Origin of the sequence: Streptomyces sirii (genome assembly GCF_045690365.1) — a bacterium.
Lineage (GTDB): Bacteria > Actinomycetota > Actinomycetes > Streptomycetales > Streptomycetaceae > Streptomyces > Streptomyces sirii.
On the sequence record NZ_CP147982.1, the window covers coordinates 4,684,040 to 4,697,922 of the forward strand.

General features: G+C 68.9%; 14 protein-coding genes. 6 read left to right on the forward strand and 8 right to left on the reverse strand.

Annotated elements, in window-relative coordinates; genetic code table 11:
- Positions 1–21 precede the first annotated feature (21 nt).
- The 4 genes from WAB15_RS21000 (at position 22) to WAB15_RS21015 (ending at position 5,620) form a co-directional block, all read left to right on the forward strand.
- Entirely contained in the window at positions 22–1,404 is a 1,383-nt protein-coding gene (locus tag WAB15_RS21000) for an FtsW/RodA/SpoVE family cell cycle protein (protein WP_399145875.1), read from the forward strand.
- Complete coding sequence (locus tag WAB15_RS21005) at positions 1,401–2,867, forward strand: peptidoglycan D,D-transpeptidase FtsI family protein (protein WP_399145874.1); 1,467 nt, start codon at positions 1,401–1,403, stop codon at positions 2,865–2,867. The genes WAB15_RS21000 and WAB15_RS21005 overlap by 4 nt, the downstream gene beginning before the upstream one ends.
- Positions 2,868–3,012: 145 nt before the next feature.
- Positions 3,013–5,013, forward strand: coding sequence for a Stk1 family PASTA domain-containing Ser/Thr kinase (gene pknB / locus WAB15_RS21010; protein ID WP_399145873.1), 2,001 nt, complete (start codon positions 3,013–3,015; stop codon positions 5,011–5,013).
- A 169-nt stretch (positions 5,014–5,182) separates the two neighbouring features.
- On the forward strand, positions 5,183–5,620 hold the full coding sequence (locus WAB15_RS21015; RefSeq protein ID WP_407287173.1) for a hypothetical protein: 438 nt from the start codon (positions 5,183–5,185) through the stop codon (positions 5,618–5,620).
- A gap of 76 nt (positions 5,621–5,696) precedes the next feature.
- On the opposite strand, the gene WAB15_RS21020 is transcribed toward WAB15_RS21015, so the two are convergent.
- The 6 genes from WAB15_RS21020 to WAB15_RS21045 all read right to left on the reverse strand — a co-directional run bounded on the left by WAB15_RS21020 (position 5,697) and on the right by WAB15_RS21045 (position 10,440).
- Entirely contained in the window at positions 5,697–6,440 is a 744-nt protein-coding gene (locus tag WAB15_RS21020) for a class E sortase (RefSeq protein ID WP_399145871.1), read from the reverse strand.
- A gap of 25 nt (positions 6,441–6,465) precedes the next feature.
- The gene (locus WAB15_RS21025) at positions 6,466–8,028 is read right to left on the reverse strand and encodes a class E sortase (protein ID WP_407287174.1); all 1,563 of its coding nucleotides are present in this window, start codon (positions 8,026–8,028) and stop codon (positions 6,466–6,468) included.
- On the reverse strand, positions 8,025–8,681 hold the full coding sequence (locus tag WAB15_RS21030; RefSeq protein WP_399145869.1) for an aminodeoxychorismate/anthranilate synthase component II: 657 nt from the start codon (positions 8,679–8,681) through the stop codon (positions 8,025–8,027). Before WAB15_RS21030 ends, WAB15_RS21025 begins: the two co-directional genes overlap by 4 nt.
- Positions 8,678–8,854 carry a hypothetical protein gene (locus WAB15_RS21035; RefSeq protein WP_384424213.1) on the reverse strand — a complete coding sequence of 59 codons (177 nt, stop codon included), beginning with the start codon at positions 8,852–8,854 and terminating at the stop codon, positions 8,678–8,680. Before WAB15_RS21035 ends, WAB15_RS21030 begins: the two co-directional genes overlap by 4 nt.
- A gap of 81 nt (positions 8,855–8,935) precedes the next feature.
- Complete coding sequence (locus tag WAB15_RS21040; protein WP_407287175.1) at positions 8,936–9,637, reverse strand: class E sortase; 702 nt, start codon at positions 9,635–9,637, stop codon at positions 8,936–8,938.
- Between the two features lie 32 nt (positions 9,638–9,669).
- Positions 9,670–10,440 carry a DUF881 domain-containing protein gene (locus WAB15_RS21045; RefSeq protein WP_399145867.1) on the reverse strand — a complete coding sequence of 257 codons (771 nt, stop codon included), beginning with the start codon at positions 10,438–10,440 and terminating at the stop codon, positions 9,670–9,672.
- 179 nt (positions 10,441–10,619) lie between these two features.
- Between WAB15_RS21045 and crgA the strand changes: the two genes are divergently transcribed.
- A complete protein-coding gene (gene crgA, locus WAB15_RS21050) occupies positions 10,620–10,874 on the forward strand; it encodes a cell division protein CrgA (RefSeq protein ID WP_384424216.1) in 255 nt (84 codons plus the stop codon).
- A 236-nt stretch (positions 10,875–11,110) separates the two neighbouring features.
- Here crgA and WAB15_RS21055 read toward each other — a convergent pair whose 3' ends face one another.
- Both WAB15_RS21055 and WAB15_RS21060 read right to left on the reverse strand, forming a co-directional pair.
- The gene (locus tag WAB15_RS21055) at positions 11,111–12,019 is read right to left on the reverse strand and encodes a rhomboid family intramembrane serine protease (RefSeq protein ID WP_399145866.1); all 909 of its coding nucleotides are present in this window, start codon (positions 12,017–12,019) and stop codon (positions 11,111–11,113) included.
- 134 nt (positions 12,020–12,153) lie between these two features.
- Entirely contained in the window at positions 12,154–12,681 is a 528-nt protein-coding gene (locus tag WAB15_RS21060; protein ID WP_407287176.1) for a peptidylprolyl isomerase, read from the reverse strand.
- A gap of 299 nt (positions 12,682–12,980) precedes the next feature.
- Here WAB15_RS21060 and WAB15_RS21065 point away from each other — a divergent pair, with 299 nt between their 5' ends.
- A complete protein-coding gene (locus WAB15_RS21065) occupies positions 12,981–13,703 on the forward strand; it encodes a DUF5324 family protein (RefSeq protein ID WP_399145864.1) in 723 nt (240 codons plus the stop codon).
- Positions 13,704–13,883 lie beyond the last annotated feature (180 nt).

Sequence of the window (13,883 nt, forward strand, 5' to 3'; positions counted from 1 at the left end):
GCGTAGGGGGCCGGACATCTCATGAGCAGTACCACCAACACCACCACCATCGGCACCATCGGAGCCCCGAGCCGCCGCAACACCGAGCTGGCCATGCTGGTCTTCGCGGTGCTGATTCCGGTGTTCGCTTACATCAACGTCGGCCTGGCGAAGGACGGTTCGGTGCCGGCCGGTGTGCTGGGCTACGGCCTGGGCCTCGGCCTGCTGGCGGGCGTCACGCACCTCGTCGTCCGCAAGTGGGCGCCGTACGCCGACCCGCTGATGCTGCCCATCGCCACCCTGCTGAACGGCCTGGGGCTGGTCTTCATCTGGCGGCTCGACCAGGAGCCCTCGCTGGGCAAGGCGATGGCGCCCAACCAGCTGATGTGGTCCACGCTCGGTGTGGCGCTGTTCCTCGGCATCCTGATCTTCCTCAAGGACCACCGGGTCCTGCAGCGCTACACCTACATCTCGATGGTGGTCGCGCTGGTGCTGCTGGTCGCGCCGATGTTCTTCCCTGGCGTGAACGGCGCGAAGATCTGGATCACGATCCCCGGCCTCGGCTCGCTCCAGCCCGGTGAGTTCGCGAAGATCATCATCGCGATCTTCTTCGCCGGCTACCTGATGGTGAAGCGGGACGCCCTGGCGCTGGCCAGCCGCCGCTTCATGGGGCTCTACCTCCCGCGCGGCCGCGACCTCGGCCCGATCCTGGTCATCTGGGCGCTGAGCCTGATGATCCTGGTCTTCGAGACCGACCTGGGTACCTCGCTGCTGTTCTTCGGCCTGTTCGTCGTGATGCTGTACGTCGCGACCGAGCGGACCAGCTGGATCGTGTTCGGCCTCCTGCTCAGCGCCGGCGGCGCGGTCGCGGTGGCGTCGTTCGAGTCGCACGTCCAGACGCGTGTGCACAACTGGCTCAACCCGCTGGAGCTGCTCGACGGCGGTGTCACCGAGACCGCCCAGGCCATGTACTCCTTCGGCTCCGGCGGCATCCTGGGCTCCGGCCTGGGACAGGGCTACTCCCGCCTGATCCTGGGCATCGCGCCGAAGAGCGACTACATCCTCGCCACCGTCGGCGAGGAGGTCGGGCTTGCCGGACTGATGGCCATCCTGCTGCTGTACGGCCTGCTGATCGAGCGAGGCATCCGCACCGCGCTGGCCGCCCGCGACCCGTTCGGCAAGCTGCTGGCCGTCGGCCTCTCCGGCGCCTTCGCGCTGCAGGTCTTCGTCGTCGCCGGCGGTGTGACGGGCCTGATCCCGCTGACGGGTATGACGATGCCGTTCCTGGCCCAGGGTGGCTCCTCCGTGATCGCCAACTGGGCGCTGGTGGGGATCCTGCTCCGGATCAGCGACACCGCGCGCCGCCCGGCGCCGGCCCCCGCCCCGTCCACCGACGCCGAGATGACCCAGGTGGTCCGCCCGTGAACAAGCCTCTGCGCCGGGTCGCGATCTTCTGCGGCCTGCTCGTCCTCGCCCTGCTCGTCCGCGTCAACTGGGTGCAGTTCGTCAAGGGCGACGAGCTCAAGAACGACCCGCACAACCGGCGGGTGGCCATCGAGCGCTACAGCACGCCGCGCGGCAACATCGTCGTCGACGGCAAGGCGGTCACCGGCTCCACGACGACCGACAGCGGCGACTTCAAGTACAAGCGCACGTACAAGAACGGCAAGATGTGGGCGCCGGTCACCGGCTACGCCTCGCAGGCCTTCGACGCCAACCAGCTCGAGAAGCTCAACGACGGCATCCTCACCGGCACCGACGACAGGCTCTTCTTCAGCCGCACGGTCGACATGTTCACCGGCAGCAAGCAGAAGGGCGGTGACGTGGTGACCACCCTGAACGCCAAGGCGCAGAAGGCCGCCTTCGACGGCCTGGGCGACCAGAAGGGCGCGGTCGCCGCGATCAACCCGGAGACCGGCGCGATCCTGGCGCTGGCCAGCACCCCGTCGTACGACCCGTCCACCTTCGCCGGCATGAGCGACAAGGACGCCAAGGCCTACCTGGGGCTGCAGAAGAAGAACAACCCCGACGAGCCGATGCTCAACCGGGCGCTGCGCCAGACCTACCCGCCGGGCTCGACCTTCAAGGTCGTCACGGCCGCGGCGGCCCTGGAGAACGGCCTCTACACCGACGTCAACGCCAAGACCGAATCCCCGCTGCCCTACACGCTGCCCGACACCACCGTCGAGCTGAAGAACGAGGGCAACATCCCCTGCGAGAACGCCAGCCTGCGCGAGGCGCTGCGCTGGTCCTGCAACACGGTGTTCGGCAAGATCAGCGCGGACCTCGGCAACAAGAAGATGAAGGCCGAGGCCGAGAAGTTCGGCTTCAACGACGGCAAGATCGACACTCCGGTCCGCACCGCGGAGAGCATCTTCCCCACGGACAACCGGCCGCAGAACGCGATGGCGGGCATCGGCCAGGCCTCCAACCGCGCCACCCCGCTGCAGATGGCCATGGTCGCCTCGGCGGTCGCCAACGGCGGCAAGCTGATGAAGCCGTACATGGTCGAGCAGCTGGTCGCGCCGAACCTCAACGTGGTGCAGCAGCACACGCCGCAGGAGATGAACCAGCCGCTCTCGCCGGAGAACGCGCAGAAGATCCAGAGCATCATGGAGACCGTGGTCAAGGAGGGCACGGGAACCAACGCCCAGATCCCGAACGTCACAGTCGGCGGTAAGACCGGTACCGCGCAGCACGGCGAGAACAACAAGGACAACCCGTACGCCTGGTTCATCTCCTACGCGAAGACCGACAAGGGCACCCCCGTCGCGGTCGCCGTCGTCATCGAGGGATCCGACACCCTCCGCGACGACATCGCCGGTGGCAAGCTCGCCGCGCCGATCGCGAAGCGCGTCATGGAGGCGGTACTCGAAGGCGAGAAGTGACTCGGGTCATGCCCATACCGGTCATATATCAGGTTGCGGCTCTGACCCGATCCGATGTGGCGTGCCGGGTACGGTAGCCCGGACAGCACACCGCCGGACCACACACCGGTGCGGTCGGGACTGACGGAGAGGGCTGGAGAAGCTTATGGAAGAGCCGCGTCGCCTCGGCGGCCGGTACGAGCTGGGCTCGGTGCTCGGCCGCGGTGGCATGGCCGAGGTCTACCTCGCCCATGACACCCGCCTGGGCCGCACCGTGGCTGTGAAGACGCTGCGGGTGGATCTCGCCCGTGACCCTTCCTTCCAGGCCCGGTTCCGCCGTGAGGCCCAGTCGGCCGCCTCGCTGAACCATCCGTCGATCGTCGCGGTCTACGACACCGGCGAGGACTATGTCGACGGGGTCTCGATCCCGTACATCGTCATGGAGTACGTGGACGGCTCCACCCTGCGTGAGCTGCTGCACTCCGGGCGGAAGCTGCTGCCGGAGCGTTCGCTGGAGATGACCACCGGCGTCCTCCAGGCGCTCGAGTACTCCCACCGGGCCGGCATCGTCCACCGCGACATCAAGCCGGCCAACGTCATGCTGACGCGCACCGGCCAGGTCAAGGTCATGGACTTCGGCATCGCCCGCGCGATGGGCGACGCCGGAATGACGATGACGCAGACCGCGGCCGTCATCGGCACCGCGCAGTACCTCTCGCCCGAGCAGGCCAAGGGCGAGCAGGTCGACGCCCGCTCCGACCTGTACTCCACCGGCTGTCTGCTCTACGAGCTGCTCACGGTCCGGCCGCCGTTCATCGGCGACTCGCCGGTCGCGGTGGCCTATCAGCATGTCCGCGAGGAGCCGCAGAAGCCGAGCAACTTCGACCCCGAGATCACGCCGGAGATGGACGCCATCGTCCTGAAGGCGCTGGTCAAGGACCCGGACTACCGCTATCAGTCGGCCGATGAGATGCGCGCCGACATCGAGGCGGCGCTGGAGGGCCAGCCGGTCGCGGCGACCTCCGCCATGGGTGCGGCCGGCTTCGACCAGGACCAGCCGACCACGATGCTGCGTCCGCAGGATCCGGCGGGCCAGACCTCCATGCTTCCGCCGATGAACGCGGACGACGGCGGCTACGGCTACGAGGACCGTGGCGACCGGCGGCGCGGCGGCCAGAAGAAGAGCCACACCTCGACGATCCTGCTGGTGCTCGCGGCGGTGCTCGTCCTGGTCGGTGCGATCTTCATCGGCAAGGCGATGTTCAGCGGTGGCAACAAGACCGCCGAGACGACGGTGCCCAACCTCGTCGGAAAGACCCTGTCGGAAGCCAAGGACTTCGGCGTCAACGGCGGCTTCAAGGTCGCTCTGGGCGGCCGCAAGGCCTGCGACAACGTCAAGAAGGGCCAGGTCACCGAGCAGGAGCCGGCCGCGGGCGGCGACATCCGCAAGGGCGAGTCGGTCACGGTCACGCTGTGCTCGGGAGGTGTGAAGGTCACCGTTCCCGACGTGACCGGCTACACCTATGCCAAGGCCAGCTCGATGCTCGACGGCAAGGGCTTCAAGAACGTCACGCAGGAGGCGAAGGTCACCGACGAGGGCAAGCCGGGCACGGTCATCGACCAGGACCCCGATCCTCAGAGCGAGGCCTCCAAGAACGCGAAGATCACCCTGTTCGTCGCCCAGGCGAGCCCGAAGACGACCGTCCCGGACGTGAAGGGCCAGGACGCCGCGGCGGCCGAGAAGCAGCTCAGGGACCTGGGCTTCAACGTCACCAAGACCGAGCAGGAGACCCCCGACCCGAACATGGTCGGCAAGGTGATCGGTCAGAGCCCTGAGGGCACCACCGAGGTCAAGAACGGCTCCACGGTCAGCCTCACGATCGGCAAGGCGGCGGCGCAGGCACCCGTGCCGGACGTGAGGGGGCGGACGGTCAAGGAGGCGAAGCAGATGCTGCAGCAGGCCGGCTTCAAGAACATCCAGTTCGCCGGGGGCAGTTCGCCGGAGGACAACGCCCGGGTGCTCAACCAGGACCCGGCGCCGACCACCCCGTCCGACCCCGCTTCCACCACCGTGACCCTCACCACCATCGGTGGCGGTGGCGGCAACGGCAACAACGGCGGCGGCGGCGACGATGGCGGCTTCTTCGGCGGCCCGTTCGGCGGCTGACAGCCGACGTCCGTGACGTGACATCACAGCGGAGCCCCGGCGGCCCTTGGAGGGCTGCCGGGGCTCCGTCGTTGCGCGACCGAGGCGGTTCACCACAAGTGACTTGCCCTCCCTCCTGACGGGCCGTAAGTTCGGTCCGGTATTCGAACAACTACAGGGGGAGAGTTTCTTGAAGAGGCGCACTCGCCGTGCCGGTTCCGTCGGCGCGCTCGTCGGCATCACGCTCGGGCTCGGCCTGGTCAACGCCGGATCCGCCGCCGCTTCGACGCCGTCCGGCTGCTCTTCGGTGCGGCAGGTCGGAGCCACCAAGTATGTGAAGTACAAGGGGAAGCCGGCCGCTTCGGTCAAGCAGTACTACGGCTGCGGAAAGATGTACGGCTACCTCTTGATCTGGGACTCCTTCCGCAAGAACCACACGTGGAAGTACGCGTCCGTCTCCGTCACCACGCCGGATGGATACGCCCACGGCCTGGTGCTGAAGAACCGCCCGGCCTACGAGATGTGGAGCAAGGGCTACGCCACGACCAACTGCACCCAGGGCTTCGGCCGTGTCCAGTTCGGCGACGGGGCCAACACCGCGTATGTGAAGACCGCCACGGTCTGCTGACCGCGGCATCGCACACCGCGTCCGTGGCGGCTCTCTCCGGAGGGCCGCCACGGTCGTTCTCAACTGCCCAGGCGTGTCAGCCCAGTTCCTTCGGCGGTGTGCGGTCCGCGTCGACCTTTTCCGTGCGGACCAGTTCGCCCCAGACGATGTAGCGGTAGGTCGAGGTGTAGACCGGGGTACAGGTCGTCAGGGTGATGTAGCGGCCCGGCTTGCGCTTGCCGGACTCCTTGGGGACCTTGTTGAGGACGTCGACGTTGTACTTCGAGGTCTGCGGGAGCGTCGCGTAGACCTTGTAGACGTACCAGGTGTCCTTGGTCTCGAAGACGATCGGGTCGCCGTCCTTGAGCTTGTCGATGTTGTGGAACTTCGCGCCGTGACCGTCGCGGTGCGCGGCGAGGGTGAAGTTGCCCTTCTTGTCCTGAGGCAGCCCCGACTTGACCGGCTTGGTGTAGTAGCCGGCTACCCCCTCATTGAGGACGCCTTCGGCGGTGCTCTTCTTGACGAGCACCTCGCCGTTGTTCATCGCCGGTACGTGCAGAAAGCCGATGCCGTCCTTGGTGTCCAGCTCCCCCGGCCCCTTGGGCCCGCTGCTCGCCCAGTGCTGGCGTACCTGGTCGCTCTGCTTGTGCGCCTCGCGGTCGGCGAGGACGTTGGTCCACCACAGCGAGTACGCGACGAAGAGGCCCATGATCAGGCCGGCCGTGATCAACAGCTCGCCGATGACGCTGACGATGGAGGCGATGGTCCGGCGTACCCGGCGCCGCGGCTTGGGTGGCGGCGCGAACCGGTCGCTGTCCTCGTCGGTTCCGGTTGCAGTCACCGCGTAGTACCCCTTTTGTGTTCGCTCAGCCGGCGAGCGCTTCCGGTTTGCCCTTGCTCCGCGGTCGCTCGTCGACCATCTTGCCCCAGACGATCATCCGAAAGGTACTGGTGAACTCCGGCGTGCACGTCGTCAGGGTGATGTAGCGCCCCGGTCCCGTAAATCCCGAGCCGGGCGGTACCGGACCGATGACGCTGGTGTTGCTCGGAGACGTCTGCGGAAGGATGCTCTCCATCTCGTACGTGTAGTACGAGCTCTGCGTCTCGACGATGATCTTGTCGCCCTTGGTGAGCTTGTTGATGTACCGGAACGGCTCACCGTGCGTATTGCGATGGGCCGCGACCGCGAAGTTGCCCTTCTTGTCCCAGGGCATCGCCGTCTTGAGCCCGCTGCTCTTGTCGTAGTGCCCGACCATGCCGTGGTCCAGCACACTGGGCTTGTCGATGCCCTCGGCGATCGGCGCCTTCACATCCAGCTTGGGGATGTACATGATCCCGAAGCGCTCGCCGGCCGCGAGGTTCTTCTTCTCCCCGCCGCCCTTGTCCCACTCGTGCTGGAGGTTGTTGGCGGCGCCGCCCGCCTCCTGTTCGGCCATCACATTCGTCCACCACAGCTGGTAGGTGACGAAGAGCAGCATCAGTACGCCGAGGGTGATGAACACCTCGCCCAGCGCGCGGCTGACGATCAGGCTGGGGCTGTCCTTGGCGGCGCGGGCGGCCCGTCGGGCCTCCAGTCGGGAAGTGGGGGCGGAGGTCGGTTCAGAGGCCGTCTCTGCGGCCTCTGTGGCGGCTACCGCATCGCCGCGCCGGCCATGCCTGCCGCCTCGCTTGGCGGCCTCCTGAGCGGCCTTACGCCGGGCCGCACGCCCCCCGGCCGCCGCGGTGGACACCGACGTCGATGTTTCACGTGAAACGGCCGCCTCGGTTTCACGTGAAACGGTGCCCCCGCCGCGCTTCTCCGCCTGCCGCAGCGCCATGGTCTCGTCGTCCGGCCCCTGCGCGGCGGGCGAGGGGGCGGGCCCGGAGACGGACGGAGTGGCGGGCGGGGTGACGGACGGAGTGGCGGGCGGGGAGTACGGGGCGTGCCCGGCCCTGGCCCTGGGGACATGGCCCTGTCGCTGGTTCTGCCCCTGCCTCGGGCCCTGGCTCGGGCTCTGCCCCTGGCTCCCGGCGGCGGACTCGGGGCCGAAGGGCTGCGGTCCCCGTGGGGCCGGGGGCGCCGCCGGGGCCTGCCGTTGCGACGTCTGCTGCGGCCTCTGCTGCTGCGCCGGCTGCGGCCGGAACCACGGTGAGCCCGGAAGCCCTTCCTCCGCCGGCTTGCCCCGTCGGCGCCCCCGGCCCGGTTGGTCGAGCAGACTCGGCGTGGGCGTCGGGGTGGGCGGGGAAGCGGGTGCCGGCGTGGGAGGCGGCGATGCCTGCCCCGGCAGCGGATCGTTCAGCGGGTCGTCGAGCTGCCCCACCGCCGCCTCGAACGCATCGGGGCGCCCGTACGGGTCCTGCGACCCGCGCGGCTCCTGCGACGCGTTCGGCTGTTCCGGCTCGTACGGGTCGTAGGGTCTCCCTTCACGCTCGGGGCGCAGGGCGGTCACGCGCCGGCCTTGCCGACCACCGGGGCGAGCCCCGTCGAGCGCTCCACAGCTCCCTCATCGCCGCATTCGACGAGCCAGTTGGCCAGCATCCGGTGCCCCCACTCGGTCAGTACCGACTCGGGGTGGAACTGCACACCCTCCACCGGCAGTTCGCGGTGCCGCAGGCCCATGACGATCCGTCCGCCGGGGACGTCCTCGGCCTCCGTCCAGGAGGTGACGATCAGTTCGTCGGGGACGGTGTCGGGCTCGACGGCCAGCGAGTGGTAGCGGGTGGCGGTGAAGGGGGAGGGCAGACCGGAGAAGACGCCGATGCCCTCGTGGAGGACGGGCGAGGTCTTGCCGTGCAACAGCTCGGGCGCGCGGTCCACCACACCGCCGTAGGCGACCGCCATCGACTGCATGCCCAGGCACACGCCGAAGACCGGGACGCCGGTGTCCGCGCAGTGCCGGACCATCTCGACGCAGACGCCGGCCTGCTCGGGGGTGCCGGGGCCGGGCGAGAGCAGCACCCCGTCGAAGCCGTCCTGGGCGTGCCGGGGCGCGACCTCGTCGTTGCGCAGCACCTCGCACTCGGCGCCCAGTTGGTAGAGGTACTGGACGAGGTTGAAGACGAAGCTGTCGTAGTTGTCGACGACAAGAATCCGTGCGGTCATCGGACGGCTGCCATCCCTTGGTCGACCGTGACGTCATTGAAGGGCAGCAGCGGCTCCGCCCACGGAAAGACGTACTGGAAGAGCACGAAGACGATCGCCAGCACGAGCACCAGGGAAATCAGCGCCTTGACCCATGTGTTGCCCGGCAGATGCCGCCAGATCCAGCCGTACATGCTGTCGCTGTCCCCTTGCCGATGCCGATGACGATGTCGATTGCGACACCAGGGTAAGGGGCGAGGGCGGGGGCAGGGGGGTCAGCTCGTCAAAGCCGATGGCCTTCCCTGTGCCACGGGTTGGGTGGAGTCGAGGTGTGCCCAGGCGATCAGCCGGTGGCTGTGGCCCCATTCCGGCTCGCAGGTGGTCAGTGTGAGGTAGCGCCCGGGACCGTTGAATCCGGACTTGCGCGGTACGGGGTCGATCACGCCGATATCGCCGGGCAGCGTGGTGTAGGGCCGGTTGTCGATGCGGTAGGTGAACCAGGTCGTGCCGTCGGTCAGCACCACGGCGTCGCCGGGCCGCAGCCGCGGGAAGTCCTTGAAGGGGTCGCCGTAGGTGCGGCGGTGGCCGGCGACGGAGAAGTTGCCGACCTCTCCGAGGCGGGCGGTGCGCGCGTAGTGGCCGAGGCCCCGTTTGAGGACGTCGGTCCCGGTGCCTTCCAGTACGGGCTTGGCCCAGTCGGCGCCGAGGCGCGGGATGTACATGACGGCGAAGGAGCCGCCCGACACATAGCGGCGGGGCCGCGGGGCCGGGGTGGGCTCGCCGGCGGCGGGATCGGATCCGGGCCCGGTGGCCGGCGACGACGACCACTGGTGCTGGAGCTTGCCGATCTCACCGTCCATGGCGCTGTCGGCCCGTATGCCGGTCCAGAAGAGCAGGTAGACCACGAAGAGGACGATCAGCCCGCCGACCGTGACGCAGATCTCGCTGAGCGTCCGCACGATCCACCGCAGCGTCATCCGGCCCCCGCCCCTCCCCGCCGCCCCGCGGGCTACGGCTTCACAGGCTGTGCGTAGTGGAGATCCACTGTGCCGGAGTAGCCGGGAAGAGTCACCGCCTCGTGCTGGTCGACTTTCCAGCCCAGTCCGTAGGCGTTGACGTACTGCAGGTAGTTCTGGATGGCGGGGGAGGCGGTCAGCGCGTTGTTGAGCGCCTCGCGGTCGCCGACGGCGGTGACCTTGTACGGCGGGGAGTAGACCCGGCCCTGGAGGATCAGGGTGTTGCCGACGCAGCGCACCGCGCTGGTGGAGATCAGCCGCTGGTCCATGACCTTGATCCCCTTGGCGCCGCCCTGCCACAGGGCGTTGACCACGGCCTGCAGGTCCTGCTGGTGGATGACCAGGTCGTTGGGCTGCGGCTCGGGAACGCCGGGGATCTTGGCGGTGGCGTTCGGCGGGGCGTCGGTGAGGGTGACGGTCACGCCCTGGCCGGCCAGCGGCTTGGTGCCGGCGCTCTTCTCCAGCGCCCTGAGCTTGGCGTCCTCGGCCTTGGAGCTGCCGTTGTCGCGCTGTGCGAGGGCGTCGACCTCCTCGCGCAGGGTGGCGTTGCGGTCGTCCTGGGCGCCGTTTTTGTGGCTGCGTTCCTGGATGAGGTCGGACAGCCGCAGCATGGAGTCGTCCGAGCGTAGATTGGTGCCACGCGCGGTGTCGAAGCTCAGCCAGAAGAGCAGCCCGGCGAGCGCGAAGACGATCAGAGTGAGAAGCCGTACGGGCCGCAGTCGCAGGCGGGCGGGGTGGCCGGAGGAGTCAGCGGAATTACTCAACGTACCCTTACTCCTTACGACGCCGCGGAAGCACTACGCTAACGGACGCCCGGGAAAGGAATCCGCTCCCCATCGCGTCCACAGCCCGGCGCACACCTCGTACCTCCCCCGCGCGGACAGGTCAGCCGCTCGAGCGACGTCGAGAGTGGGGGAGCAGCACATCGACAGGAGAGTTCCTCGTGCCGAAGTCACGGATCCGCAAGAAGGACGACTTCACGCCGCCGCCGGCGAAGACCACCAACCTGAAGATGGCCTCAGGCCGTGGCTGGGTGGCGCCGCTGATGCTGGCGATGTTCCTGATCGGGCTCGTGTGGATCGTGCTGTTCTACGTGTCGGAGGGCGATCTGCCGATCGCCGCCATGGGCAACTGGAACATCGTCTGCGGTTTCGGCTTCATCGCGGTGGGCTTCGGCGTATCCACGCAGTGGAAGTAGCGCAAGCCCTACCCAAGGCCATCCACACAGTTATCCACAGCCGGGGAAAACTTCAGAAGATCTGTGGATAACCCTCTGAACGTTGACGCCGGTGTGATCGGCGGCACCCGCTCCTGACCTTCGCCTCCCCCTGTTCTTGCTGGGGAAACGCAGGTCAGGGCGGCGTGGAACGCCAGTTCCGCACAGCATGCACAAGATCGGCCACGTACTGTGGACAACTTGACGGGACGGGCCCCTCAGCCCACCAGCTGAAGGGTCCGTACCCACACCACCGCGCCGATCGCGAGCAGCGCCACCGCACACGTCGCGAGATGGACCACGTTGCGGCGCTCACGCGGCGCGTGCACCATGCCGAACGCCACCGCGGCACCCACCACCAGGCCGCCGACATGCGCCTGCCAGGCGATGTGCGGCCACAGGAACGTGAAGGCCAGGTTGAGGCCGAGCAGGATCAGCACCGGCTTCATGTCGTAGCGCATCCGCCGCATCAGCACCGCGGTCGCACCCAGCAGCCCGAAGATCGCGCCGGACGCGCCCAGCGAGGGCTGGTTCTGCGCGGCGAGGAGGTACGACAGGGCGCTGCCACCCAGGCCCGCGAGCATGTACAGCGCGATGAACCGCAGCCGGCCGAGCGCCGCCTCCAGCGGCGGCCCCAGCCACCACAGCGAGAGCATGTTGAAGGCGATGTGCGGGATCTGCTGATGCAGGAACATCGCGGTCAGCAGGCGGTACCACTCGCCCTCGGCGACGCCGACGAGCTGGTAGCGGCTCGGGTCGAACGCGAGCCCCAGCAGGTCCAGGCGGCCCACCAGCTCGTCGCCGGCCGCCAGCACGGCGAGGAAGACGGCGGCGTTGATACCCAGCAGGATCTTGGTGACCAGCCGCGGATCGGCCGCGATGGTGCCGCCCGCGATCGTGCGCGGCGCCGTCGCCCCCGGCGCATGGCCGGTCCCGCTGCCGCTGCGTACGCAGTCCGGGCACTGGAAGCCGACCGAGGCGCTGACCATGCAGTCCGGGCAGATCGGCCGTTCGCAGCGGGTGCAGCGGATGCCGGTCGGGCGATCCGGGTGGCGGTAGCAGCCCGGCAGGCCGTCGTCGCCCCGGGCGTTCTGCGGCTCCTGTGGGCTGCCTGGCACCTGGTCCATCGGTCCCCTCGTCCTCTTGCTGTGTGCGGGGCGCGGCACACGCCCCGGAGGCGTCAAACACACCGCCCCGCCCGGAGTACGACCGGGCGGGGCGCAATGGTTCCCCCGGACCCGGCCGGGGCACAAGACGCGACTCAGCGGGTCTCGATGACCACGGACTCGATGACCACGTCGTTGACGGGGCGATCCGTGCGCGGGTTGGTCTGGGCGCCGGCGATCGCGTCGACGACCTTCTTGCCCGCGTCGGTGCTGACCTCACCGAAGATGGTGTGCTTGCCGGTCAGCCACGCGGTCGGCGAGACGGTGATGAAGAACTGCGAGCCGTTGGTGCCCGGGCCGGCGTTGGCCATGGCCAGCAGGTACGGCTTGTTGAAGGCCAGGTCGGGGTGGAACTCGTCCTTGAACTCGTAGCCGGGGCCGCCGGTGCCGTTGCTCAGCGGGTCGCCACCCTGGATCATGAAGCCGCTGATCACGCGGTGGAAGACGGTGCCGTCGTAGAGGCGGTCCGTGGACTTCTTGCCGGTCGCCGGGTGGGTCCACTCCCGCTCGCCGTTGGCGAGCTCGACGAAGTTCTTGACCGTCGTGGGTGCGTGGTTCGGCAGAAGCCGAATCTCGATATCGCCCTGGTTCGTCTTCAGGGTGGCGTACAGCTGCTCGGCCACGATCAACCTTCCATAAGTCTTCACTGACGGTTCCCGATCCTCGCATGGACCGGCCGAAGGGGCGCACGACCACCACCTTTTCCCCGTCTTCGCACTGATTTCGGGCGCCCGGACCGGCGCACCGCGCGAGGGGCACCACCGAAGGCCGCGCAGGCCTGCGCGCATGACCCGGATGCCCGCTCACACATGCCGTACGGGCGCCGAGCGGGCATGATCTCCAAACGGGTGGACAGGCGATACAGCAGACATGGGGACCAAACCCCCCAGCCCCCTGACACGCCACCGAGGAGGAGGATCCCGTGACCCGCAAGGACAGCGTGCGCGCCGCGACCAGCACGGCCAAGGACAGCGTGCGGCACGCCGCGGAGGCGGTGGCACCGTATGCCGGTACGGCCAAGGACGCCGCCGTGCACTACGCGCACGAGGCCCGTACGCGCATGGCCCCGAAGGTGGCCGAGGCCGCCCACCAGGCCCGCTCGCAGTACGACGCCCATCTCCAGCCGCGTTTCGAGCACGCACGCGGCACGCTGCCGCCCAAGGTGGACGCCGCGGCGACCAAGGCGGCCCGCCGGACCCGCAAGGCGGCACGGCAGGCGGCCGAATACACCGCACCGCGCCTGGAGCACGCCGTGACCAGCGCGCGGGCCGCGGCCGAACCGGTCCGCGAGGAGGCCCTCACCCGCGGCAGCGCCGCGCTCGCCGCGCTCCGCGGCCAGGTGACGGCCGCCGAGATCACCAGGCTGCAGAAGAAGCACAGCCGCCGCGCCAAGTGCGGCAGGGCCACCAAGCGCCTCGCCGTGATCGGCGCCCTGGTCGGCGGTGCGATCGCCGCCTGGAAGTGGTGGGACAAGCAGGCCAACCCCGACTGGCTGGTCGAGCCGCCGGCGCCCACCGAGGTCGGCGAACGCGGGCGGCTGAGCGCGGTCGACGGCAGCGAGGGCGCGCCGCTCGACCCCGAGGTCCAGTCCAAGCAGGCCGAGGCGGAGGCCGACGAACGCCGCGGCGGAGGCACCACGGCCTGACGCCGGGCGGCCGGAATTCACCGGGCCGTGCCCACCGCCGTAGGAGGGCGGTGGGCACGGCCCGTTCGCGTAGAGCTGCACCGCCCCCGCCCCGGCGTGGGTGACGGCCCGTCAGCACGGCCCGTCCGGGATGATAAAAGCCCCTCTGACCAGCAGTGACGCCGATCGGAAGGGCTTGGG